A 23,991-nucleotide genomic window follows, 5' to 3' on the forward strand; every position below is an offset into this window, starting at 1 on the left:
GATTAGCCTGCCACAGCTTCAACCGGAGCGGACCACGCCGGACCGGCGGGGAAGGCAAACTCCGCGAGGGAGTGCGCTTTCATTTCGCTGCCGCCGCCAGGAGCGGCAGGCGGCCAGTAGCGGCCGTCATGGACATCGACGGGGACGACGAAGTGCTCGTGGAGGTGGTCGACGAACTCGATCATCCTGCCCTCCAGCTGCCCGGAAACCGCCACGTAGTCGAACATCGAGAGGTGCTGGACGGCTTCGCAAAGGCCGACGCCGCCGGCATGCGGGCAGACCCGGACCCCGAATTTCGCCGCGAGGAGCAGAATGGCGATGTTCTCGTTCACGCCGGCGACCCGCGCCGCGTCGAGCTGCAGCACTTCGAGCGACCCGGCCTGCAGCATCTGCTTGAACACCACCCGGTTCTGGACATGTTCGCCGGTCGCCACCGGAACCGGGGCGATGGCGCGGGCGATTGCGGCGTGCGCCAGGATGTCGTCCGGGCTTGTGGGTTCTTCCACCCAGGCGAGGTCACTGTCGCCGAGGCCGCGGATCCATTCGATGGCCTGTGCCGTGTCCCAGCGCTGGTTCGCGTCCACGGCAATCTCGATGCCCGGACCGCAAGCCTCCCTGGCAACGCGCAGCCGCCGGACGTCATCTTCAAGGTTGGCGCCCACCTTGAGCTTGACCAGCGGGAAGCCGTCCGCGACGGCCTCGCGGCACAGCCGGGCGAGCTTGGCGTCGTCGTAGCCGAGCCAGCCCGGGGTGGTGGTGTAAGCCGGGTACCCCGCCCGGCGCAGCTCGGCCTCGCGGCCCGCACGCCCGGCCTCCGCGCTGCGCAGCAGATCGAGGGCCTCGTCCGGAGTGAGCGCGTCGCTGAGGTAGCGGAAGTCCACCAGCTCAACCAGTTCCTCGGGGGACAGCCGCGACAGCAGCTGCCACAGCGGCAGCCCGGCGCGCTTTGCCTTCAGGTCCCACAGGGCGTTGATGGCGGCCCCGATGGCCATGTGCATGACTCCCTTTTCGGGACCCAGCCAGCGCAGCTGCGAGTCGTGCACCATGGAGCGCCAGGTCCCGCCCATGTCCTCCAGGAGCTCCTCGGTGTTCCGGTTCTGGAGGTACGGGGTCAGGGCCGTCAGGGCGCTGGCGACCACTTCGGTGCCGCGCCCGATGGTGAAGACGAAGCCGTGGCCCTCGAGGCCGTCCCCGGCGTCGGTGCCGATCACCAGGTACGCCGCAGAGTAGTCCGGGTCGGGGTTCATGGCATCCGAGCCGTCCAGGGACGACGACGTCGGAAAGCGGACGTCACTGACCGTGACGGCGGTGATGGTACTCACGTGGGAACTCCTCATGCTCCGGGCAATGCCGGGGACGTCGCGTCGCCCGGTCGGGCGGTGATTTCGACAGTAAACATCCGATGTATGGCTTGTCAACGACGGTGTGGTCTGTATTGTGGTGTGCGACACCTTTCCGTGCGGCCGGCCCGGCTGCCGGGTTAACGGCGGGCAATGATGCCCGATTTGGAGGAAGTGTGAAGCTGGTTCGCCTGGGCGCCGCGGGAGCGGAACGACCCGCCGTTATTGCCGTCGATGGCGCCGGAACGGAAAAGACATATGATCTATCTCCTCTGACTCAGGACATCACCGGCGAGTTCCTGGCCGGCGGGGGAATCGCGGCCGCACGGCGCGCCCTGGAGCGCGGGGAACTCGAGCCGCTGGACGCGGCAGGGGTCCGGACCGGTGCCCCGATCGCCCGTCCGTCGGCGGTCATCTGCGTAGGGATGAACTATGCCGCGCATGCCGCGGAATCCGGAGCGCTCCCGCCCGAGGTCCCCATCATCTTCCTCAAGACGCCCAACACCGTCGCGGGACCGGACGATGCGGCGTTCATCCCGCGCAACTCCACCAAGACCGACTGGGAGGTCGAACTCGGGGTGGTGATCGGCCGGCGCGCCAGCTACCTCGGGTCGCCGGCGGAGTCCGCGGCGCACATCGCGGGCTACCTGGTTGCCAACGATCTGTCTGAACGGACTTTCCAGATCGAGGAGTCGGGGGGCCAGTGGTCGAAGGGCAAGTGCTCGCCGGGATTCTCCCCGCTCGGGCCCTGGCTTGTGCCGGCCGACGAGGTGGAGCCCGGCAGGCTCCGGCTCCGGAGCTGGGTCAACGGCGAGCCGCGGCAGGACTCCAGCACAGCGGACATGGTCTTTCCGGTCGACTTCCTCATACACCACCTCAGCCAGTACATGACCCTGGAGCCCGGTGACGTCGTCCTGACGGGCACGCCCCAGGGGGTGGCGCTCTCCGGCAAATTCCCTTACCTCAAAGCCGGCGACGTTGTTGAGGTTGAGATCGAGGGCCTCGGCCGGCAGCGGCAAGTCTTCACGCAGGCCTGAACCAGCGGCCCACGCCGCGCCTGCCCGCGCCAGCCGGCACAGCGCACCCGCAAAACGTTTTTGGAAAGGAAAAACATGACAACGGAGATGGATGGGCTGGTCGCGATTGTGACCGGCGGCGCCTCCGGCATCGGTGCCGCCGCGGCGGCGCGGCTCGCCGCAGCCGGAGCCGCAGTGGCGGTCCTGGACCTGAACCCGGAGGACGCCGCAGAAGGGCACTTCGCGGTGCGCTGCGACGTGGCGGACGACGCTTCCGTAGTCGCGGCCGTCCAGACCGTGGCCGAGCACTTCGGTCGGATCGACGTCGTCGTCAACAACGCCGGAATCGGCGCCCAGGGCACCATCGCCGACAACGACGACGAGGAATGGCACCGCGTGTTCGACATCAACGTGCTCGGCATGGTCCGGGTCAGCCGCGCCGCGCTGCCGCAGTTGCGCCGCTCGCCGGCTGCCGCGATCGTCAACACGTGTTCCATCGCGGCGACGGCGGGACTGCCTCAACGGGCGCTGTACGGTGCCAGCAAGGGCGCGGTCCTGTCCCTGACCTTGGCCATGGCCGCGGACCACATCCGCGAAGGCATCCGGGTCAACTGCGTGAACCCGGGCACCGCGGACACACCCTGGATCGGCCGCCTGATGGACCAGAGCGACGATCCGCAGGCCGAACGCGCCGCGCTCAACGCCCGCCAGCCCCACGGCCGTCTGGTCACGGCGGACGAGGTGGCGGCCGCCATCGTCTACCTCGCCTCGCCCGCCGCAGGCTCCACGACCGGAACGTCGCTCGCGGTCGACGGCGGCATGCAGGGCCTGCGCCTGAGGCCGGTAACGTGACGGAGCAGCCGGCCCGGACGCGGGCGGTGCTCGGCGTGGACATCGGCACCAGCAGCAGCAAAGGCGTCGTCGTGGCCCTGGACGGCCGGGTGCTCCGCTCCGCGTCGCGCAGCCATGATGTGAGCCGGCCCAGGCCGGGCTGGGCTGAGATGGACGGGCGCCTGTGGTGGGAGGAGTTCACCGCGATCAGCCGTGAACTGCTGGCCGGTGCGGGCGAGGCCGAGGAAATAGTCGCCGTCGGCGTCAGCGGCATGGGTCCCTGCGTCCTGGTCACGGACGCGGAGGGCACCCCGCTGCGCCCGGCCATCCTCTACGGCATCGATTCCCGGGCCACCGAACAGATCGAGTCGCTCACCGCCCGGTTGGGCGGCGACGACGTCATCATGGAACGTTGCGGTTCGGTGTTGTCCACGCAGGCGGTCGGGCCGAAGCTGGCGTGGCTGAACCGGCACGAGCCGGCAGTGTTCGCGATGAGCCGTCGGCTCTTCATGCCCTCGTCCTGGCTCGCGTACCAGCTGACCGGAGCGTACGTGCTGGACCACCACTCGGCCAGCCAGTGCACACCGCTCTACGACACGGGGGCGCTGGAATGGTATCCGCCCTACGCGGACCAGATCGCCCCCGGACTGGAACTTCCGCCGCTGCTTTGGCCCGGCGACACCGCCGGACACGTCACCCCGGACGCCGCCGCCGCCACTGGGCTGCCGGCCGGGGTGCCGGTCATTGCCGGAACGATCGACGCCTGGAGCGAAGCCGTCAGCGTGGACGGCCAGAACAACGGCGACCTGATGCTGATGTACGGCACCACGATGTTCCTCGTGAACACCGTGCCGGACCGGGTCACTTCTCCCCAGCTGTGGGGAACGGTCGGTGCCTTCGAGGGAACCCGCAACCTGGCCGGCGGGATGGCCACCTCCGGGGCGGTCACTTCGTGGCTCAAGGAACTCTTCGGGTCCCTCGACTTCCCGGAACTGCTGGGTCTGGCGGCCGCGGCCGGCCCGGGCGCGCGGGGACTTCTGATGCTGCCCTACTTTGCCGGTGAACGGACCCCGGTGGCGGATCCGCAGGCCCGCGGCATCATCGCCGGGCTGACCCTTTCGCACACCCGCGGGGACCTTTACCGGGCTGCCCTGGAGGCCACGGCGCTCGGCGTCCGGCACAACATCGAATCCATGGAGCGCGCGGGCGGGAACATCCGGCGCATCGTGGCGGTGGGCGGCGGGACCCAGGGCGAGCTGTGGACCCAGATCGTCTCCGACGTGACCGGGCAGCCGCAGCTCATTCCGAGCCAAACAATCGGCGCCAGCTACGGTGCAGCGTACCTGGCCGCAGGCGCCGTTGCTGAGGTCAGCATCAGCGAATGGAATCCGCCAGCCCGGACCGTGCACCCGAACCCCGCCCTCACCGCGGACTATGACGAGCTGTACGACCTCTATTTGCGGCTCTACCCGGCCACGCAGGACATCGCCCACGCCCTGGCCGGACGCGAGGAGCGCCTGAGCCCCCAAAACCTCGAAAGGGAACCCACACCATGAGCAACTACACCTTCCCGACCGTCGCGGAGACCCCCGCCGCTGAGGCCAACACGGTCTACACCATCAGCAGCGGCGACCTCCGGCTCGCCGCGAACACCAAGTGCTGGCCCACCCAGCAGCAGCTCGAAGGGCACTTCGCTGCGGCCGTGGAATCGCTCGGCTACCAGGTGGTCCGTGCGCACGGCGTCAACCCGGACACCGGGCACGGCTTTATCGACAGCCAGCGCATGGGCATGGAGGTCTTCAAGAATATTCCGCCGACGGCGCCGGTGGTGGTGGTGGAGGCCGTCTGGCAGTACAGCCACCACGTCCTCGCCGGCCTGCGCACGCACCGCGGTCCGATCCTGGTCGTGGCGAACTGGGCCGGTGACTTCCCGGGGCTGGTGGGCCTGCTTAACCTCACCGGAAGCCTGACAAAGGCCAAAGTCGACTACTCCGCGCTGTGGAGCGAAGACTTCACCGACGAATGGGCGGTGGGCAAGCTGAAGGACTGGCTCACCTCCGGCAGCATCACCCACGACACCAGCCATGTCCGCGAGCTGCCGCCGCTGGCGGACACCGAAGAGGTCCGGCTCGGACGCGCCCTGGCGCAGCAGCTGATGGCGGACAAAGCGATCATCGGCGTCTTCGACGAGGGCTGCATGGGGATGTACAACGCCATCATCGACGACGAAATGCTCAACCCGCTGGGCATCTACAAGGAACGGCTCTCGCAAAGCGCCCTCGTGGCCGAGATGCAGAAAGTCCCGGACGCCGAGGCCGACGCGGTGAAGAGCTGGCTCGACGACGCCGGCCTTACCTTCCACTTCGGCACCGACCCGGCGACGGAACTGACCCCCGACCAGGTCCACAGCCAGCTCAAAATGTACATCGCGGCGCTGCGGATCTCGGACGACTACGGAGTCGACGCCGTCGGCATCCAGTATCAGCAGGGGCTCAAGGACACCGTCCCGGCCTCGGACCTGGCCGAAGGCCTGCTCAACAACGTCCAGCGGCCACCGGTCTACTCCCGCGACGGGGGCCGCGAGCTGTTCGCCGGCAAGGCGCTGCCGCACTTCAACGAAGTGGACGAAGGGGTCGCCGTCGACGCGCTCATCACTAACCGGATCTGGACCGCGATGGGCCTCGACCCCGCCACCACGCTGCACGATGTGCGCTGGGGCGCCGACTACGACGGCGAATTCGTCTGGGTCTTCGAAATCTCCGGCTCCGTGCCGGCCTCCCACAACGGCGGGTACGACAAGTCCTACAGCATGCGCCAGCCCGCAATGTTCTTCCCGCTGGGCGGCGGCACCCTCAGCGGCGTCTCCAAGCCCGGGGAGATCGTCTGGTCACGGGTGTTCATCATGGACGACCGGTTGCACGTGGACCTCGGCCGCGGCCACGTCGTCGAGCTTCCGGAGGAGGAGACCCGCCGGCGGCTGGACGCGACCGACCCGCAGTGGCCGATCATGCACGCCGTCCTCAATGGGGTCAGCCGGGACCAGCTGATGGCCCGCCACAAGGCCAACCACGCCCAGGTGGTCTACGCCCCGGACGCCGCGACGGCGGACAAGGGGCTGGAAGCCAAGGCTGCTTTCTTCGCGGAGCTGGGCGTGCAGGTCCACCTCTGCGGCGACGTGTCGCTGTAGCGAAAGACCTGAGGGTGGCCGCCGCGGGACCGGAGGCGGCCACCACCGGGGTGCACGGATGGAATAGTCCGGGGTAGGTGCGGGTTGGCGCCTGTGGGACCCGGTGCTGCCTTAACGGGCAGGCCGGCCCCACGCACTGGGGCGGGAACCGCCGTCGACGCCGAACCCGGCGCCACCCGCGGTCCGCGCCCGAACCGGCTCAAAACCAGCCAGAAACGGAGATGGTGGACCTATGACTGCCTACAAGACAGTGAACCCCGCAACCGGAGAAACGTTGAAGGAATTCCCGCTGGCGACCGCCAGCGAGGTGGAAACCGCGCTCGCGGCCTCGGAGCAGGCGTTCCAGGCCTGGCGCACGGCCCCCGTCGAGGCGCGCGCCAAGGTGATCGCCCGCGTCGCCGAGCTGTACCGGGAACGCCAGGACGAGCTCGCCCGGCTGATCGCGACCGAAATGGGCAAGCCCCTCGCCCAGTCCCGCGGCGAAGTCCAGTTGGTCGCCGACATTTACGACTACTACGCCGCGGAGGGCCCGGGCTTCCTCAAGGACGAGCCGCTGGAGGTCAAGAGCGGCGGCTCCGCCGTCGTCCGCTCCGCCCCGATCGGGCCCCTGTTGGGCATCATGCCGTGGAACTACCCCTACTACCAGGTCGCCCGGTTTGCCGCGCCCAACCTGATGCTGGGCAACACGATCCTGCTCAAGCACGCCGGCAGCTGCCCGCAGTCGGCCCTCGCGATCGAGGACATCTTCAAGGACGCCGGCCTGCCGGAGGGCGCCTACACCAACCTGTTCCTGGACAACGACCAGGTTGCCGAGGTCATCGCCGACAGCCGGATCCAGGGTGTCTCCCTGACCGGCAGCGAGCGGGCCGGCGCGGCCGTGGCCGAGGTGGCCGGCCGGAACCTCAAGAAGTATGTGCTGGAGCTCGGCGGCAGCGACCCGTTCATCGTGTTGGACTCCGATGACCTCGACGCGACCGTCAAGGCCGCCGTGGGCGGCCGGATGGGCAACGCCGGGCAGGCCTGCACGGCGTCCAAGCGGTTCATCGTGCTCGAGGACCTCTACGAACCCTTCGTGGAGAAGTTCACGGCCCGGATGGCCCGGATCAAGCCGGGGGACCCGCTGCTGGACGACACCAAGTTCGGTCCGCTCTCCTCGCAGAGCGCCGCAGACGGCCTGATCGAACAGATCCAGGACGCCGTGGACAAGGGCGCAACCCTGCGTACCGGCGGCCACCACGTGGACGGCCCCGGGGCCTTCGTGGAGCCCACAGTGCTGACCGATGTCACGCCGGAGATGCGTGCCTTCTCCGAGGAGCTGTTCGGGCCGGCCGCGGTCATCTACAAGGTGGCCAGCGTCGAGGAGGCCATCGAGCTGGCCAACGGGTCCCCGTACGGTCTCGGCGGCTCGGTCTTCAGCGCGGACGCGGAAAAGGCCCAGGACGTCGCGGACCGCCTGGACACGGGCATGGTCTTCATCAACTCCGTGGCCGAAACGCAGGCGGACCTGCCGTTCGGCGGCGTCAAGCGCTCCGGCGTCGGCCGTGAACTGGGCCGGTTCGGGATGGACGAGTTCGTGAACAAGAAGCTGATCCGCACCCCGCGGTAAGCGTCGCCCCGCGCTAGGCGTGACCCGGCCACGCGGGACCCCGCCAGGCGGGAATGCAGGGGACACGGCTGCGGCCGGAGGCAGGGAGCTTCCGGCCGCAGCCGTTGCCGTCCCGTTAGGCTCCTGCCATGGAGAAAACGGCCACCGCACCGGCGCGGCGCAGCCTGGCACTGGTGGGGATCAACGCGGGTCTGGCACTGCATCCGGCGGACTCCCGCGGAGTCCAGGTTCCGGGCGAACCGGCCAGTTGCTTCGCCACGTTCTGGCAGGCCGACTGGTCCCGTTGGGGTGCCGGGAGCGCCCTGCTGGTGGCCACCCTGCAGGGCTGGCGCAGCTACGGCGCCAATGCGGCGCTCGCGGAGACCCTGGCCACCGAACTTACCCGCTATTTCCCCGAGGCGGCACGCTTCCCGCTGGCCGGGATCAGCCACACCCACGAGGAATTCACGGTGCAGGTGGACCCGGCGTCGGGCTTCCGCGCCACCGGCCACAAGGCGGAGCTGGCCATCACCGGCGTCCTGGACCGTCGGCAGTTCGCCGCCCCCGACTTCCAGCTCGGCGACACCAGCGCCGCCTTGAGCAATGTGTACCTGCCCTGCAGCTCCGGACGGCTCGCCGAATTCGGGGTGGAATGGCCGGGTGGGCCGTCGGTCTACCCGGGCCCCCTGGGCCCATCCTCCTCGGCCTTCATCGCGCTGGCCGAGTCGTGGGCGCTGTAGCGGACCGGCCCGACGGCGGCTAACTGGCGGCGCGCGACCGGCTGTCTGGCGGCGCGCGACCGGCTGTCTGGCGGCGCCCGGACCGGAGCAGCGGCCGTCCCGGCGCGGCCGGCGGGCACGTGGCCTAGTGTTAAGGCTGGACGAAGTTCAGCACCCTTATGGTTCACGGAGAGGCGATGATGGCCAAGCGCAGCAACCCGGCAATGAAGATTGCCCAGAAGACCGCCCACAGCGCAATGTTCGACGCCGAAGGCAAGCCCAAGCCCGGTGTCCACAACATGCTCCTGCGCGCGGTGGAAATCCAGCGGCCACTGGTCCTGGCGAACCTGCGCCGGCTGCAGCGGAAGCACCCGCAGGCCACCGCGGCGCAGCTCGCAGCCATCCTGGAACGCAACTACCTGACCGCCGTCACCGGCGGCGGTGCCCTCGTCGGCGGCTCCGCCGTTATCCCCGGCGTCGGCACCGTGGCCGCGCTGGGCCTCTCCGCCGCCGCAACCGTCGGCTTCCTGGAGGCCACCGCCCTGTTCGCCACCTCGCTGGCGGAACTGCACGGGGTGCGGATGGTGGATCCGGACCGGGCCAGCACGCTGGTCATGGCCATCATGCTCGGCGAAGAAGGCACGGCCCTGCTGAGCTCCCTCAGCGGCCAGGCCGCCGGACAGGGCAAGGGCCCAACGCAGGCCTGGGGCACGCTGTTCGCACGCCGGGCGCCGATGATCGGCTTTGGCTCGGTGCGCGAGCGGATCCAGCGGGCCTTCCTGCGGAACCTGCTCAAGCGCCAGGGCACCGCGCTGCTGGGCCGGGCCCTCCCCTTCGGCGTCGGCGCCGTGGTGGGCGGCGTCGGCAACCGGATCATGGGACGCGCCGTCATCGAAAACGCCAAGGAGGCCTTTGGCCCCATGCCGGTGACCATTCCCGGCGAGCTGAAGCCCGGCGCTCCCGCCGCGGACGCGGGTTCGGAGCTGGAAGGCGGAACCCGTGGATCTGAACGCTGACCTGGGGGAGTCCTTCGGCTCCTGGACCATGGGCGACGACGCCGCCATGTTCCCGCTGGTCACCAGCGCCAGCGTGGCCTGCGGCATGCACGCCGGGGACCCGGTCACCATGCTGGACACCTGCCGCGCGGCCTATGAACTCGACGTCAGGGTGGGCGCCCACCTGGGCTACCCGGACCTGGCCGGCTTCGGCCTCCGCGCCATGGACATGACCTTTGACGACCTGTTCGGAGTGGTCCTCTACCAGCTGGGGGCGCTCGACGGCGTGGCCCACGCGGTGGGCGCCTCGGTGGACTACGTCAAGGTCCACGGCGGCCTCTACGACCGCACGGTGCACGACGAGGACCAGGCCTCCGCCGTCATCGCTGCCATCCAGGCCTACGATCCTGGTCTGCCCATCCTGGGCCTGGAGCGCTCAGCCCTGCTCCGGTTCGCCCGGGAAGCCGGCCACCCCGTGTTCCACGAAGCCTTCGCCGACCGCACCTACCTCCCCGACGGCACCCTGGTGCCGCGCCTGGAGGACGAATCGGTGATCGAGGATCCCGACGAGATCGTCGAGCGGGCGCTCCGCCTGGCGCTCAAGGGCGAGGTCGTGGCGGTCGACGGCACCGTGGTGACGCTCTCGCCGCATTCCCTCTGCCTGCACGGCGATACCCCCGGCTCGGTCGCGGTGGCCGCGGCCGTCCGCGCCGCGCTGGAGAAGGCCGGCGTCGAGCTGGAGCCCTTCGCCTAAGCAGGACCAACAAGGCGCGAACGGACACTTGCGGTCCGCGCGCTGCCCAGTGCCCTAAGGCCCTAGCCGGGCCCAAGCGCGGCCCATAGCTTTGGGGGCATGACTGCCGGAGGCTCCGCGGGGTTGGACGGACCCGCCTCGGACGCAATGTTGAAGCTGGGCCGATTTTTCACGAAATGGGACCAGACCGACGACGGCAGGGCGGTGTTCCGGGAAGGCGGCCGCAAGGGCGACATCTTCTACCGGGACCGCTGGAGCCACGACAAGGTGGTGCGCTCCACCCACGGGGTGAACTGCACCGGCTCCTGTTCCTGGAAGGTGTACGTCAAGGACGGCATCATCACCTGGGAGTCCCAGCAGACGGACTACCCCTCGGTGGGCCCCGACAGCCCCGAATACGAACCGCGGGGCTGCCCGCGCGGGGCGGCCTTTTCCTGGTACACCTACTCGCCGACGCGGGTCCGGTTCCCCTACGCCCGCGGTGTGCTGGTGGAGATGTACCGCGAGGCCAAGGCCCGGCTGGGCGACCCGGTACTGGCGTTCGCCGACGTCGCGGGCGACCCGGAACGGCGCCGCCGCTACCAGCGGGCCCGCGGCAAGGGCGGGCTGGTCCGCGTCTCCTGGCAGGAAGCGATCGAAATCGCCGCCGCCGCGCACGTCAACACGATCAAGACCTACGGTCCGGACCGCTGCGCCGGATTCTCCCCGATCCCCGCGATGTCGATGGTCTCGCACGCGGTCGGGACCCGGTTCATCCAGCTCATCGGCGGGGTGATGACGTCCTTTTACGACTGGTACGCCGACCTGCCGGTGGCCAGCCCGCAGGTCTTCGGGGACCAGACGGACGTCCCGGAATCCGGTGACTGGTGGGACGCGGGCTACCTGATGATGTGGGGCTCCAACGTCCCCGTGACCCGCACCCCGGACGCGCACTGGATGGCCGAGGTGCGGTACCGCGGCACCAAGGTGGTCACGGTCAGCCCGGACTATGCGGATAACACGAAGTTCGCCGACGAATGGCTCCCCGCCCAGGCCGGCACGGACGCCGCGCTGGCGATGGCCATGGGCCACGTGATGCTCAAGGAGTTCTTTGTCGACCGCGAGGTGCCGTTCTTTGCCGACTATGTCCGCCAGTACACGGACCTGCCGTTTTTGGTCCGGCTGGAACGGCGCGACGACGGCTCCCTCACTCCGGCGAAGTTCCTCACCGCCAAGGATCTCCCGGCCGAGTCCTTGGCCGACGACGCGGCGTTCCGCACCGTGCTGTTCGACAAGGGGACCGGCCGACCGGCCGTGCCTAACGGCTCGATGGGCTTCCGTTATTCCGTCAGCGGCGAGGGCAAATGGAACCTGGATCTGGAGGGGATCGAACCGGCGCTGTCGCTGCGCGAGGTCTCCGCTGACAGCGCCGAGATCCTGTTGCCGTGCTTCGAGGACGCAAGCGGTGAGGGCAGCGTGCTCCGCCGCGGCGTGCCCGTCCTGGAGGTGGAGGGCCAGCTGGTCACCACCGTGTTTGACCTGATGCTGGCCCAGTACGGTGTGGGCCGCGACGGGCTGCCGGGGGACTGGGCCGCCGGATACGAGGACGCCGCGACGCCGTACACCCCGGCCTGGCAGGAGGAGATCACCTCCGTTCCCGCGCAGGCCTGCATCCGGGTGGCCCGGGAGTTCGCCCGGAACGCCGAAGAGTCCAAGGGCCGGTCCATGATCATCATGGGCGCCGGGATCTGCCAGTGGTTCCACGGCGACGCGACCTATCGGGCCGTGCTGGCGTTGGTGATGCTGACCGGCTGCATGGGCCGCAACGGCGGTGGCTGGGCGCACTATGTCGGCCAGGAAAAGACCCGCCCCGCCACCGGCTGGGTCTCGCTGGCGAATGCGCTGGACTGGTCCCGGCCGCCGCGGACCATGATCGGGACCGGGTACTGGTACATGCACACGGACCAGTGGCGGCAGGACGGCTACTCCGCCGACGCGCTGAAGTCCCCGCTGTCCACCGGCGCGCTGGACGGCATGCACACCGCCGACGCGATGGCCCAGTCCGCGCGGCTCGGCTGGATGCCGTTCTACCCGCAGTTCGACCGCAACCCGCTGGACCTCGCGGACGAGGCGGAAGCCGCCGTCGCCGCCGGCACGGCGCAAGACACCCCCGGCTACATCGCCGACGCGCTCAAAAACCGCACCCTGAACCCGGCGATCGAGGACGTGGACGCCCCGGAAAACTGGCCGCGGACCCTGGTGCTGTGGCGCTCCAACCTGTTCGGCTCCTCGGCCAAGGGCAACGAGTACTTCCTGCGGAACCTGCTGGGCACCCACAACAACGTGCTGGGCAAGGACCACGCGGAGGGCCTCAAGCCTAGGGATGTGAAGTGGCACGAGCAGGCGCCGGAAGGAAAACTGGACCTGCTGGTCTCCGCCGACTTCCGGATGACCTCCACCACGCTGCTGTCCGACGTCGTGTTCCCGGCCGCCACCTGGTACGAGAAGCACGACCTGTCCTCCACCGACATGCACCCCTTCGTGCACGCCTTTACCCCCGCGATCGACCCGCCCTGGGAAACCAAGACGGACTTCGACACCTTCCACCTGCTGGCCCAGGAGTTCTCCCGGCTGGCCAAAACCCACCTGGGTGTCCGCCGGGACCTGGTCAGCGTGCCGCTGCAGCACGACACCCCCGGCCAGCTCGCCCAGCCCGGCGGGATCGTCCATGACTGGCGGGACACGTCCATCCCCGCCGTGCCGGGGCAGAACATGCCCATCTTCTCCATGGTGGAGCGGGACTACACCGCCATCGCGGACAAGCTGGCCGCCGTCGGGCCGCTGGCCGGCAAACTGGGCTTCACGGTCAAGAACGTCACCTACAAACTCGCTGGAGCCTTGGACCGGCTCAGCCGCTCCAACGGGGTGATGCTCGGCGGCGCCGCGGACGGCCGCCCCGCGATCGACACCGACGCGAAAATGGCCGAGGCCATCCTGGCCTTCTCCGGCACCACCAACGGCGCGCTGTCGGTGCAGGGCTTCAAGGACCTGGAAGTGCGCACCGGCCGGAAACTGGCCGACCTGTCCGAGGGGTCCGAGGAGAAGTTCATCACCTTCGCGCAGACCCAGGCCGGCCCGGTCCCGGTGATCACCTCCCCGGAATGGTCCGGCTCCGAGACCGGCGGACGGCGCTATTCACCCTTCACGATCAATGTGGAGCGGCTCAAGCCGTGGCACACCCTGACCGGCCGGATGCACTTCTTCCTGGACCACGACTGGATCCGGGACATCGGCGAGGCGCTGCCGATTTACCGGCCGCCGCTGGACATGCACCGGCTCTTCGGCGAACCCAAACTCGGCCGGGACGGGGCCATGGAGGTGGTGGTCCGCTATCTGACGCCGCACTCCAAATGGTCCATCCACTCCGAATACCAGGACAACCTGCTGATGCTCTCGCTCTCCCGCGGCGGCCCCACGGTCTGGATGAGCCCCGCGGACGCGGAAGCCATCGAGGTCAAGGACAACGACTGGGTGGAGTGCGTCAACATCAACGGTGTCCTCGTGGCCCGCGCGATCGTCAGCCACCGGATGGCGGCCGGCGTCGTCTACGTCCACCACGCGCAGGAACGCACCATCGACGTGCCCAAGTCCGAGGCCACCGGGCGGCGCGGCGGCATCCACAACTCGGTGACCCGGCTGCTGGTCAAACCCTCGCACCTGATCGGCGGCTACGCCCAACTGGCCTACGCCTTCAACTACCTTGGCCCCACCGGAAACCAGCGCGACATGGTGGCCACCGTCCGTCGTCGTTCCCAGGAGGTGCAGTACTGATGCGTGTGATGGCTCAAATGGGCATGGTCATGAACCTGGACAAATGCATCGGCTGCCACACCTGTTCCGTGACCTGCAAACAGGCCTGGACCAACCGGGCGGGCACCGAATACGTCTGGTTCAACAACGTCGAAACCCGCCCCGGGCAGGGCTATCCGCGCCGTTACGAGGACCAGGAGAGGTGGCACGGCGGCTGGGTGCTGAACAAGCGCGGCAAGCTCGTACTCAAGGCCGGCGGCCGGGTCAAGAAGCTACTGGGGATTTTCGCCAGCCCGGTCCAGCCCGAGCTCAAGGACTACTACGAGCCGTGGACCTACGACTACAAAACCCTGGTGGACGCGCCGCTGGGCGACGATTTCCCGGTGGCGCGGCCCAAGTCCCTGATCACGGGGGAGGACACCAAGATCACCTGGTCCGCGAACTGGGACGATGACCTGGGCGGTTCCATGGAGAACGGGCACCTGGACCCGATCGTGGAAAAGGTCCGGCGCGAATCCGAGGACAAGATCAAGTTCGCCTACGAGCAGACCTTTATGTTCTACCTGCCGAGGATCTGCGAGCACTGCCTGAACCCGTCCTGCATGGCCTCCTGCCCCTCCGGCGCGATCTACAAACGCGTGGAGGACGGGATTGTGCTGGTGGACCAGGACAAGTGCCGCGGCTGGCGGCAATGCGTGACCGGCTGCCCGTACAAGAAGATCTACTTCAACCACAAGACCGGCAAGGCCGAAAAGTGCACCTTCTGCTACCCGCGGGTGGAGGTGGGGCTCCCGACGGTGTGCTCGGAAACCTGCGTCGGCCGGCTGCGGTATCTGGGGTTGTTCCTGTACGACGCCGACGCCGTTACCGCCGCGGCCGCCGTCACGGACCCGCAGGAACTTTACGACGCCCAGATGGACGTACTGCTGGACCCGAACGACCCTGCCGTCCAGGCCGGGGCGCGGGCCCAGGGCATCCCGGAGGACTGGATCGACGCGGCCCGGCGCTCGCCGGTCTACGCCCTGGCCAAGGTCTACAAGGTGGCCCTGCCGCTGCACCCCGAATACCGGACCATGCCGATGGTCTGGTACGTCCCGCCGCTCTCACCCGTCGTCGATCTGCTGCGGGACCAGGGGCACGACGGCGAGGACGCCGGCAACCTGTTCGGCGCCATCGATGCGCTGCGCATTCCGGTTGAATACCTCGCGGAACTCTTCACCGCCGGGGACGCGGATCGGGTCACCGCGGTGCTGAAGAAGCTCGCGGCGATGCGCTCCTTCATGCGCGGGATCAGCCTCGGCAATGATCCGGACGACTCGATCCCGGAAGCGGTGGGAATGGACAGCCAGACCATGTACGAGATGTACCGGCTGATGGCGATCGCCAAGTACGAGGAACGCTACGTAATCCCCAAGGCCCATGTGGAGCAGGCGCACGACCTTGAGGAAATGGGCTGCTCGCTGGACTTCGACGGCGGGCCGGGCATGCAGGACTCCTCGCCGTTCGGCGAGGCCAGCGGCAGGCCCGTCCCGGTGGCGGTGGAAACCTTCAACGCCCTGAAGGACCGGCAGACCTCCGGCGCCGCGCCCGGCGAAACGACGCTGCGGGGACGGGTGAACCTGCTGAACTGGGACGGCACGGGGGCGCCGGCCGGACTGTTCCCCGAAAAGCAGCCAGGTCCCGGACCCGTTCCTGGTCCCAGCGGCCGGCCGGGGGAGCGGCCATGACCCGCCGCGAGCAGGTCGTCTACCTCGCCGCCGCCTGGTGCCTGTCCTACCCGGACGAGGAGCTACTCGGCAAGGTCCCGTTGATGCGGGCCGCGCTGGCCGAGTTCCCCGGCGCCGGAGCGGACTTCGCCGAGGTGTTGGAACGGCTGGAAACCACCCCGCCGATGGAGCTCCAGGCCCACTACGTGCGCGAGTTCGACCTCGGCAAGCGCCACGCCCTGCACCTGTCCTACTGGACCGACGGGGACACCCGCCGCCGCGGCGAAGTACTGGGGAACTTCAAGAAGACCTACCGGCAAAGCGACATCCTGGTGGACACCCACGGCGAACTGCCCGACTACCTTCCGATGGTGCTGGAATACGCCGCGCTGGTGGATCTCGCGGCCGGCCGCGAGTTGCTGAGCCGGTTCCGGGCCAGCCTGGAGATGCTGCGCTTCGGCCTGCTCCGGGACGAGCTGCCGCACGCCCGGATCCTGCAGGCCATCTGCGCCACCCTGCCCGGGAAATCGCCGGCGGACGAGCAGGCCGTGATGCGGATGGCCGGCTACGGGCCGCCCAGCGAAGCGGTGGGCCTGGACCCGTACGATCCGCGTCTGCTGCCCGTGAAGGGGGCCTGACCATGCTGGAGCTCGAGACCGAACCCGGACCGGCCGTCGACATCACCGCCTTGGACATCGTGCTGTGGGGCGTCCTGCCCTACGTTATGGTGGTGGTCCTGGTCGGCGGCCTGGTCTGGCGCTACAAGTACGACCAGTTCGGCTGGACCACCCGGTCCTCCCAGCTCTACGAATCCCGGCTGCTGCGGATCGCCTCGCCGTTGTTCCACTTCGGCCTGCTCGCCGTGATCGCCGGGCACTTCTTCGGCCTGGTGATTCCGATGGCGTGGACCCAGGCCGTGGGCATGAGCCAGGAGTTCTACCACTTCAACGCCCTCCTGGTGGGCGGCATTGCCGGGGTTGGCACCTTGGGCGGCATCATCCTGCTGATCTACCGGCGGCGAACCACCGGGCCGGTCTTCATGGCCACCACCAAAAACGACAAAACCATGTACGTGGTCCTCACCGGCGCGATCGTTTTCGGGCTCTGGACCACCCTTGCCAGCGTCTTCGAGGGCGAACACGGGCACAACTACCGCGAGACCGTGGCCCCCTGGTTCCGCTCGCTGTTCATCTTCCAGCCGGACATCGCGGCGATGGCGGCGGCGCCGTTCTCCTTCCACCTGCACACCTTGGTAGGCATGGCGCTGTTCGTCATCTGGCCGTTCACCCGCCTCGTCCACGCCTTCACGGCACCGTTCCACTACCTCTTCCGGCCCTACATCGTGTACCGCTCCCGGGACCGTGACCGGGACGGCGCCAAAGCCGGCGCGGCCGCGGCACGGTCCTCTTCCACCGCCGCCCGCCGCGGCTGGTCCGCCGTCGGAACCCGCGACGGGGACACCCGGAACCGGTGACCGGCTGGCGGTGCTGAACGCGCAGCCCCAAACCCGCCCTGCCGAATCGAAAGGAGACCCCCAGTGGCCGGAACAGTGTCCCCCTCCGCGGCCGCCCCGGGCGGCCGGACCCTCAACCTGGTGCTCGCCACCGCGGCCTCGGTGGCCGGATTCTGGGCGTGGAACTCGGTGGCCACCCTGGGGGCCTTCTACACGCAGAACCTCCAGCTGAACCCGGCCACCACGGGCATCCTCGTCGCGATGCCGGTCTTCGTCGGCTCACTGGGAAGGATCGTCGTCGGCGCCCTGACGGACAAGTACGGCGGCCGCGCCCTGTTCAGTTTCGTGCTGCTGGCGGCCATTGTCCCCATCCTGCTGGTCGCGGTCGGCGGCACCATCCGCTCCTTCGCGCTGGTGCTGGGCGCCGGGCTGCTCCTTGGCGTCGCCGGGACGGTCTTCGCCGTCGGCATCCCCTTCGTCAGCGCCTGGTACGAACCCTCACGGCGCGGTTTCGCCACCGGAGTCTTCGGCGCCGGGATGGGAGGCACCGCGCTGGCCGCCTTCTTGAACCCGCGGCTGGTCGCCTGGATCGGGTACTTCCCGACGCACCTGCTGATCGCCGGGGTCCTGGCCGTCATGGCCGCGCTGGTCTGGTTCCTGATGAAGGAGTCCCCGGCCTGGCACCGCACCGACGCCCCGGTCCTGCCCAAGCTGCTCGACGCCGCGAAGACGCCGGTCACCTGGAAGATGTGTTTCCTCTACGCCGTGGTGTTCGGCGGGTTCGTGTCCTTCGCAACGTACCTACCCACCTACCTGCGCGACATTTACAGCTTCGACCCCAGCGCCGCCGGTGCGCGCACGGCCGGGTTCGCCCTCGCCGCCGTGCTGGCCCGGCCGGTGGGCGGCGTCCTCGCAGACCGGTTCGGACCCAAGCCCGTGGTCATGGTGTCGCTCGCCGGCGTCGCCGTGCTGGCCTGGGTAGTGAACCTGCAGCCCGACGGCGATGTGCCCGCCGGCCTGACCTTCGTCGCCATGGCAGCCGCCCTGGGACTGGGCACGGGCGGCGTCTTCGCCTGGGTCGGAGTCCTCGCCCCGCCCGGGAAGGTCGGCAGCATCAGCGGGGTGGTCAGCGCCGCCGGCGGTCTGGGCGGCTACTTCCCCCCGCTGGTTATGGGCGCCACCTACGACGCCGCGACCCGCAGCTACTCGATCGGGCTGATGCTGCTCGTGGTCACGGCACTCGCGGCGCTGGCGTTCACGGTCTTCGCCATGCGCGGCCGGGCCAGGGCGACGGTCGCGCCGGCCTGACGGGCGCTAAACGGACAGCGCACCGAGCTGACCCATGCCTTTGCAGCGACCGGCCGCGAGGCAGAAGCGCCGGATACACCGCGATCAACGGAGAGGTCATCCCCGCCGTACTCCGGCGGCCAGAAGATCTGCCTGGTGCCGGTCGGTGGACTGCCGCCGCCTTGAAACGCGTGCATGCCGATGAGTTTGATCATGCCTGCCGTATGGATGTCTCATAACCGCCGTTGGATACAACGATCCGACCAGAAGGTTTCGAGACGTAGTTATGAGAATCGCCCGTCAGGGGGACCCCGTGGGATGCCAACGAAACTGGAGACGCGCCTTCACTGCGCCGACTCGATGGGCGAGACGTCTCCTATCCCAAGGGTTTCGAGACGCCACAGTGTGTAGCGTTTAGGGCACGTTCGCCGGGCATTTTGCGGGCGGGGTATAACGGGAGTGGTAGTAGGTGGGTCGAGCGGGCCTCCGGTCGGGGATGGGTGCGCGGTGGGCCACGACTGAGGGAGCATTGACTGTCCGTCCGAAGGCAATAGGCTGACCTCCATGCCCTACCCACTGAGAACGCCTCGGCTTGCTCTCTCTCCTTTGACTACTGGTGACATTCCGGCGTTCGTCGCCTACCGCCAAGATGCGGACGTGGCCCGTTGGCAAGGATGGGACTCGAGCTACAACGAGACGGACGCCGCGGGGCTCGTAGCATCCCAACCGACCACGGAGCTCCCCGGCCCGGGCGGATGGCTACAGCTTGCGATTCGAAATCCCGAGGACGGGACCCTTTACGGCGATATCGCGATTCACTCCCTGGATGAATTCCACGACACGTTCGAGATCGGAATCACCATCGCCCGATCGAACCAGCACCGAGGGATCGCCCGCGAAGCGGTCATGCGAGTCCTGGATCACCTCTTCACGTCTGCAAATGCCTACCGGGTGACGGCGAACTGCGACACCCGAAACGCGCCCGTGGCCAAGCTTCTAACCGCGGTAGGAATGAAGAAGGAATCGACGGAGGCTGGCGTCGAATTCTCCAAAGGCGAATGGATCACCCTTGACAGTTACGCCATCCTCAAAACGGACTTCCTCCGAAGCCTTGACACAGTCACACCGGGCTAAGCCGCCCCGCCGAAGCCACCTGCGCGGGAGGTCGTGGAGCCCCCCCCGGCGGGATATTCAAGGATTTCGAGACGCCACAGTGTGTAGCGTTTAGGGCACCTTCACCGGGCAGTTTTGCGGGCGGGGTATACGGGACACCCTGAACCGGGACCCCGCAACGCCGCACGTCAGAGGCGGGTAGTCGCAGTAGGGGACCGTCTTACGGGACGGTGCATCGGAAAGCCCTCTTGCGGGTGAATTAGGCAGGTTGGGGCGGCTTGGAGGGTGCCCAGCTCCAGATTGACCTGTAATGATGAGCGTGGCTCCGGCTTCCTGAGCGGGATTCGAATAGCTGGTATTTTGCTCGCTTAGGGGGAACATCGAGATGTTTGAAGTCGAATCAACTGACCACGGGCGCGAACACCGTGTCATCGATAGAGCGGCCGACGTCTATCTGAAATGGCTGGTCGCCGGAGGACCCTACTTCACGGAGGTTTTCCAACTCGTGCACCCCAAGGGCAGTGTCCCCTTCACTACGTTGCGCGAGGAAGGCAATGACCCTGAAACGGGCCTGCCTTACTTCGTATTCAGGTTCTTAACCTTCGGCAGTGCGCCTAAGGCTCATCGAAACACCAGAGATCTGGTCAACTGCAGCTTCGAAGAAGAAACCGAAAAACGACACTGGATGAGCGTGGCGACAGAAGCCCTGCTGGTCTTTGGATGGGCCTATAACGGACTGAGGGCTCCCCATCCGAGCTACACCCGTGTGAACCTCGATGGAAGAATTTACACTCTAGGAGACTTCGGCTACACCCTCAGCCCGGATTGAAGTCACCGCGGCCCGGAGAGGGGACAGACCGCACTCAAGGACTCCGACATAAAGCCACGGGGTTTCCTAACCCGCTCCACTTACAAGCCGAACCTCTCACGGTCCGCGATGGATTGCCTCAACGGCGTCCGTTCAGGGATCCCCTATAGGGCACCGGGGCACGGGTGAGCAAGTTGGGTGTCAGGTTCAAACGCCGTCTGCACTCACTATTGGTCACCGGTACGCTTCGATGGAGATCCAGTGGGCGCAAGAAGGGAAGCTCCGTGAACCCTTTTGCGGCCAGCGGGCAATACATAGTGTGAGCACAGACAACGACATCATCAGGCGGTCCCGGGACAGCCCCGAAGTTTTCGGGGAGTTGTACGACAGGCACGCCTCAGTCATCTACAGATATGCCGCCAGAAGAGCCGGCGACTTCGCCGCCGACGACGTCACGTCTGAGACCTTTCTGGTGGCTTGGGAGCAGCTGGAAACCTACGACCTGGACCGGGACGATGCCCGGCCCTGGCTTTTCGGGATCGCCACAAACCTGCTCAGGCGGCACCACCGCGCCGAAGCCAAGATGCTGAAAACAGCAGCGAAAGCGGCTTCAAGAGAAGCCATGGCCGACGATTCGGACCGGATTGCAGCCCAGGTGGACGCCGTTGCGGCGACCGGGCGCATCGCCCTCAGTCTGAAAGCTATGGCGGCCATCGACCGGGAAACGCTGCTCCTCTACGCCTGGGCGGACCTGACCTACGAGGGCATCGCCCTGGCTATGGACGTTCCGCTGGGAACCGTGCGGTCCCGCTTGAACCGTGCTCGTCGGACCCTGCGAACCCAGCTCGACCTCAAAATACTTGATGAAACGGAGAATGACCATGGACGACTTGCAGCTGCTCCGCGAAATGCGTAGCGACGTCGGCTCCGCCCCGCCGGCCACGTTGGCCCGCGGACGCAACAAAGTCATGGACAGGATCAGCCCGGCATCCAACTACTCGGCAGGGGACACAGACGCCACTGCGACCGCCAGGCCGATCCGCTTGAAGCACCGCATCCTCCTTGCTTCAGCCGCTGCGGCCCTGCTCGTCAGCGGAATGGTCGTCGCAGACGTAGTAAAGCCCACAGGGACAGGCGCCACTGCCCAAGCGGCCGAGGTACTGAACGACGCCGCGGCAGCAACCATCCAGACAGCAGACCCCGCAGTAAGCCCTGGACAGTACCTGAAGATTCAAAGCACCAACCTATGGGCCTCAGCCGCAGTGGATGAAAACCGAAAAGAGTATCAGTGGCTGGATACGGAGAAGCAGACGATGTACATCCCGGCCGACAGGAACCAAGAATGGGTATGGGAACGCTCGGGCCGGATTCCGACGACATTTTTTGACGACGTGTCAAAGGAATACGTCCAGCGCACTCAAGGCGGCCAGCCGAAGGCATACGTCTTGCGGGGCGCGAACGGAGCCTTCTACGGGCCAGGAAGCGAATCCACATTCCCTTCTGTCAGCTACCTGAGCTCCCTCTCCCGGGAACCACGTGCGCTTCTGGATGACATCTATAAGAAAACCTCAGGAAAGGGTCAGTCGGTTGACGGTGAGGCGCTGGTCTTCATCGCCGATCTCCTCCGAACTGGGGTCGTTCCCGCCGACCTCCGCGCCACGTTGTACAAGGCTGCGGCGCTGATCCCAGGAGTGACGGTGATCGATGAACAAGCAACCCTCGACGGCCGCCAAGGTATAGCCATCGGACGTATAGAAGATTCCTCGCATTTCCGTCAAGACATCATCATCGACCCCCAAAGCGGGCTTCCCATTGGGGAACGGCAAGTGCTCACCAAACCACGAGGATCGATGCCTGCCGGAACAGCGACAGCATGGACAACGGTAGAAACTACGGTTTCGAACACCGCTCCCTAGTCCATTGGAAACGCCCGTTTCCGTCACACGAAGGCACGGAGGCGGGCATTTCTGAGATGCAATAGCTCTTAGCCAAAAGGTAGTGATTCGGTTCCGACCCGGCCAAAGGAGCTGGGAAGACGGTGTGTCCGGTAAAGGATCCCCTATCGTGCACCAGGGCGTCCGTTGAGCCACCGGCTAACGGGCGGGGCTCGACAACCGACGCCGATCCTTTGTCGTGGCCAGTGCAAGCGGCGCTACTTCTCCTACGCCGTCCGCTAGGGTGTCGAATATGGGTCCGGCAGCCGTGCGAAATGTAAAGACAGTAGCGCTGCCTCTCCTGGCCCGGGCTGTTCTTACCGGGGCACTGCTGGGTGCGACTGTCAGCGCGGGCATCTCAGCGTTTTCCACCATTCAGGCAGCTCTGTTTCCGGAGCAGTTCGGGCTCTGGGGCATGAATGGCGGCCAGATATTCTTCATCGCCATGCTTGGGCTCAGTATCGGAGCAGTTGCCGGGCTGGCAACGGGTGCCGGTTCGGTAGCGGCGCTTTGGATTGACGCCAGCGCCTCCCTATCAGTCGTGCTGCCACGGGCGCTCACCGCTGGACTGGGAGCAGCCGCGGTGACGGCCGTTTACACCGTCATCGCCTTCGATGTGTCGGGAGCAACCGGGTTGGCGCTGGCAGGATTCGGAGCCGGCTTCGCCACAGTCTCCGGGTTGCTGGCTGCCTTTCATACTCGACGACTTATCCGCCGGTACCATTCCACCCGCCAAAAGCAGTCCCACTGAACGATCGGTTACCGGACGACTATCGTGTCGATGTTCTCGATGTGACGAGATAGGTTCGAACGATGAATGAAGCCCTGAGGCTGCAGAGGCACGAAGACCTCGGCATGATGGAACTTGCCGCAATGCAAAAGCTTTTCGACAGCGAGTATCTAAGCGATTACGGCCGATGGAACCCACACGCGCCTTACGGATATTCTCCGGCGGATTTCCATGTGCTGGCGTTTCAAGGGTCTGTGCTGGCGGCGCATGTGGGCTTTCAGCGTCGCGTGATCTCAGTAGGAGCCGACGACGTCCTTGTGGCTGGCACGGGAGGCGTGCTGGTCGATCCACGCTTTCGCGGTACTGGTCTCGGCGGCCGAGCTATGCGACACGCTCAAAAGGCGATGCGCGATGAAGCCGAAGCCCACTTCGGTTTCCTCGGATGCCGGAAGGAGGTGGTCCCCTTCTACGAGTCGGCCGGGTGGGTTCAGGTGCACGCCACGGAACGGTGCTTGTCCCGCGCGGACCAGAAATCAGTCATCGTATCTCAGGAAGGGCCAACGCTCATCTGCTCGTCGACTTGCGATACAAGTGAGTGGCCGAACGGCGACATCGATCTTCGAGGGACGCCCTGGTGACATCATGGCTCAAAGCGTCTTCCCGCGTCCGGTAGAGGATCCTCTTACGGGACATCTGACTCGATGTGTCTCATAACCTCAGTGCCTCGAAACCCTAGGGTTTTGA

General features: G+C 67.1%; 20 protein-coding genes. 19 read left to right on the forward strand and 1 reads right to left on the reverse strand.

The features are described from left to right. Nucleotides 1-2: 2 nt before the first annotated feature. Nucleotides 3-1,322 (reverse strand): enolase C-terminal domain-like protein, encoded by a 1,320-nt coding sequence (locus AC1MBE_RS10805; protein ID WP_479778100.1) that lies wholly within the window; start codon nucleotides 1,320-1,322, stop codon nucleotides 3-5. 194 nt (nucleotides 1,323-1,516) lie between these two features. On the opposite strand from AC1MBE_RS10805, the gene AC1MBE_RS10810 reads away from it, so the two are divergent. The 19 genes from AC1MBE_RS10810 (at nucleotide 1,517) to AC1MBE_RS10900 (ending at nucleotide 23,885) form a co-directional block, all read left to right on the forward strand. Continuing rightward, nucleotides 1,517-2,377: a fumarylacetoacetate hydrolase family protein gene (locus AC1MBE_RS10810; protein ID WP_479778102.1), complete on the forward strand. Its 861-nt coding sequence runs from the start codon at nucleotides 1,517-1,519 to the stop codon at nucleotides 2,375-2,377. A gap of 75 nt (nucleotides 2,378-2,452) precedes the next feature. Further along, nucleotides 2,453-3,208 (forward strand): SDR family NAD(P)-dependent oxidoreductase, encoded by a 756-nt coding sequence (locus AC1MBE_RS10815; protein ID WP_479778104.1) that lies wholly within the window; start codon nucleotides 2,453-2,455, stop codon nucleotides 3,206-3,208. Beyond that, a complete protein-coding gene (locus AC1MBE_RS10820) occupies nucleotides 3,205-4,743 on the forward strand; it encodes an FGGY-family carbohydrate kinase (protein ID WP_479778106.1) in 1,539 nt (512 codons plus the stop codon). The genes AC1MBE_RS10815 and AC1MBE_RS10820 overlap by 4 nt, the downstream gene beginning before the upstream one ends. Continuing rightward, nucleotides 4,740-6,374 carry a fucose isomerase gene (locus AC1MBE_RS10825; RefSeq protein ID WP_479778108.1) on the forward strand — a complete coding sequence of 545 codons (1,635 nt, stop codon included), beginning with the start codon at nucleotides 4,740-4,742 and terminating at the stop codon, nucleotides 6,372-6,374. The genes AC1MBE_RS10820 and AC1MBE_RS10825 overlap by 4 nt, the downstream gene beginning before the upstream one ends. A 232-nt stretch (nucleotides 6,375-6,606) precedes the next feature. Beyond that, entirely contained in the window at nucleotides 6,607-7,980 is a 1,374-nt protein-coding gene (locus AC1MBE_RS10830) for an NAD-dependent succinate-semialdehyde dehydrogenase (protein ID WP_479778110.1), read from the forward strand. 128 nt (nucleotides 7,981-8,108) lie between these two features. Beyond that, on the forward strand, nucleotides 8,109-8,699 hold the full coding sequence (locus AC1MBE_RS10835) for a hypothetical protein (RefSeq protein ID WP_479778112.1): 591 nt from the start codon (nucleotides 8,109-8,111) through the stop codon (nucleotides 8,697-8,699). Between the two features lie 179 nt (nucleotides 8,700-8,878). Beyond that, nucleotides 8,879-9,694 (forward strand): hypothetical protein, encoded by an 816-nt coding sequence (locus AC1MBE_RS10840; RefSeq protein ID WP_479782576.1) that lies wholly within the window; start codon nucleotides 8,879-8,881, stop codon nucleotides 9,692-9,694. Further along, nucleotides 9,678-10,427, forward strand: coding sequence for a LamB/YcsF family protein (locus AC1MBE_RS10845; protein WP_479778114.1), 750 nt, complete (start codon nucleotides 9,678-9,680; stop codon nucleotides 10,425-10,427). Before AC1MBE_RS10840 ends, AC1MBE_RS10845 begins: the two co-directional genes overlap by 17 nt. A 99-nt stretch (nucleotides 10,428-10,526) precedes the next feature. Further along, on the forward strand, nucleotides 10,527-14,237 hold the full coding sequence (locus AC1MBE_RS10850) for a nitrate reductase subunit alpha (protein WP_479778116.1): 3,711 nt from the start codon (nucleotides 10,527-10,529) through the stop codon (nucleotides 14,235-14,237). Next, nucleotides 14,237-15,943: a nitrate reductase subunit beta gene (narH, locus tag AC1MBE_RS10855; RefSeq protein WP_479778118.1), complete on the forward strand. Its 1,707-nt coding sequence runs from the start codon at nucleotides 14,237-14,239 to the stop codon at nucleotides 15,941-15,943. The genes AC1MBE_RS10850 and narH overlap by 1 nt, the downstream gene beginning before the upstream one ends. After that, nucleotides 15,940-16,560 carry a nitrate reductase molybdenum cofactor assembly chaperone gene (narJ, locus tag AC1MBE_RS10860; protein WP_479778120.1) on the forward strand — a complete coding sequence of 207 codons (621 nt, stop codon included), beginning with the start codon at nucleotides 15,940-15,942 and terminating at the stop codon, nucleotides 16,558-16,560. Before narH ends, narJ begins: the two co-directional genes overlap by 4 nt. Before the next feature lie 2 nt (nucleotides 16,561-16,562). After that, the gene (gene narI / locus AC1MBE_RS10865; RefSeq protein WP_479778122.1) at nucleotides 16,563-17,396 is read left to right on the forward strand and encodes a respiratory nitrate reductase subunit gamma; all 834 of its coding nucleotides are present in this window, start codon (nucleotides 16,563-16,565) and stop codon (nucleotides 17,394-17,396) included. Between the two features lie 63 nt (nucleotides 17,397-17,459). Further along, complete coding sequence (locus AC1MBE_RS10870) at nucleotides 17,460-18,683, forward strand: MFS transporter (protein WP_479778124.1); 1,224 nt, start codon at nucleotides 17,460-17,462, stop codon at nucleotides 18,681-18,683. 543 nt (nucleotides 18,684-19,226) lie between these two features. Continuing rightward, nucleotides 19,227-19,796: a GNAT family N-acetyltransferase gene (locus AC1MBE_RS10875; protein ID WP_479778126.1), complete on the forward strand. Its 570-nt coding sequence runs from the start codon at nucleotides 19,227-19,229 to the stop codon at nucleotides 19,794-19,796. Nucleotides 19,797-20,160: 364 nt separating this feature from the next. Next, a complete protein-coding gene (locus AC1MBE_RS10880; protein WP_479778128.1) occupies nucleotides 20,161-20,604 on the forward strand; it encodes a hypothetical protein in 444 nt (147 codons plus the stop codon). Nucleotides 20,605-20,902: 298 nt separating this feature from the next. Then, a complete protein-coding gene (locus tag AC1MBE_RS10885; protein WP_479778130.1) occupies nucleotides 20,903-21,499 on the forward strand; it encodes an RNA polymerase sigma factor in 597 nt (198 codons plus the stop codon). Beyond that, nucleotides 21,459-22,499: a CU044_5270 family protein gene (locus AC1MBE_RS10890; protein WP_479778132.1), complete on the forward strand. Its 1,041-nt coding sequence runs from the start codon at nucleotides 21,459-21,461 to the stop codon at nucleotides 22,497-22,499. The genes AC1MBE_RS10885 and AC1MBE_RS10890 overlap by 41 nt, the downstream gene beginning before the upstream one ends. A gap of 271 nt (nucleotides 22,500-22,770) precedes the next feature. After that, nucleotides 22,771-23,268 carry a hypothetical protein gene (locus tag AC1MBE_RS10895; protein ID WP_479778134.1) on the forward strand — a complete coding sequence of 166 codons (498 nt, stop codon included), beginning with the start codon at nucleotides 22,771-22,773 and terminating at the stop codon, nucleotides 23,266-23,268. 62 nt (nucleotides 23,269-23,330) lie between these two features. Further along, complete coding sequence (locus AC1MBE_RS10900) at nucleotides 23,331-23,885, forward strand: GNAT family N-acetyltransferase (protein WP_479778136.1); 555 nt, start codon at nucleotides 23,331-23,333, stop codon at nucleotides 23,883-23,885. Nucleotides 23,886-23,991 lie beyond the last annotated feature (106 nt).

It is taken from the genome of Arthrobacter sp. BG5, from assembly GCF_056680155.1.

Coding starts and splice junctions, on each gene's coding strand:
- AC1MBE_RS10875 (WP_479778126.1), top strand. CDS start 19,227: ATGCCCTACCCACTGAGAACGCCTCGGCTTGCTCTCTCTCCTTTGACT.
- AC1MBE_RS10880 (WP_479778128.1), top strand. CDS start 20,161: ATGTTTGAAGTCGAATCAACTGACCACGGGCGCGAACACCGTGTCATC.
- AC1MBE_RS10890 (WP_479778132.1), top strand. CDS start 21,459: ATGACCATGGACGACTTGCAGCTGCTCCGCGAAATGCGTAGCGACGTC.
- AC1MBE_RS10830 (WP_479778110.1), top strand. CDS start 6,607: ATGACTGCCTACAAGACAGTGAACCCCGCAACCGGAGAAACGTTGAAG.
- AC1MBE_RS10825 (WP_479778108.1), top strand. CDS start 4,740: ATGAGCAACTACACCTTCCCGACCGTCGCGGAGACCCCCGCCGCTGAG.
- narH (WP_479778118.1), top strand. CDS start 14,237: ATGCGTGTGATGGCTCAAATGGGCATGGTCATGAACCTGGACAAATGC.
- narI (WP_479778122.1), top strand. CDS start 16,563: ATGCTGGAGCTCGAGACCGAACCCGGACCGGCCGTCGACATCACCGCC.
- AC1MBE_RS10815 (WP_479778104.1), top strand. CDS start 2,453: ATGACAACGGAGATGGATGGGCTGGTCGCGATTGTGACCGGCGGCGCC.
- AC1MBE_RS10900 (WP_479778136.1), top strand. CDS start 23,331: ATGAATGAAGCCCTGAGGCTGCAGAGGCACGAAGACCTCGGCATGATG.
- AC1MBE_RS10835 (WP_479778112.1), top strand. CDS start 8,109: ATGGAGAAAACGGCCACCGCACCGGCGCGGCGCAGCCTGGCACTGGTG.
- AC1MBE_RS10895 (WP_479778134.1), top strand. CDS start 22,771: ATGGGTCCGGCAGCCGTGCGAAATGTAAAGACAGTAGCGCTGCCTCTC.
- narJ (WP_479778120.1), top strand. CDS start 15,940: ATGACCCGCCGCGAGCAGGTCGTCTACCTCGCCGCCGCCTGGTGCCTG.
- AC1MBE_RS10850 (WP_479778116.1), top strand. CDS start 10,527: ATGACTGCCGGAGGCTCCGCGGGGTTGGACGGACCCGCCTCGGACGCA.
- AC1MBE_RS10840 (WP_479782576.1), top strand. CDS start 8,879: ATGGCCAAGCGCAGCAACCCGGCAATGAAGATTGCCCAGAAGACCGCC.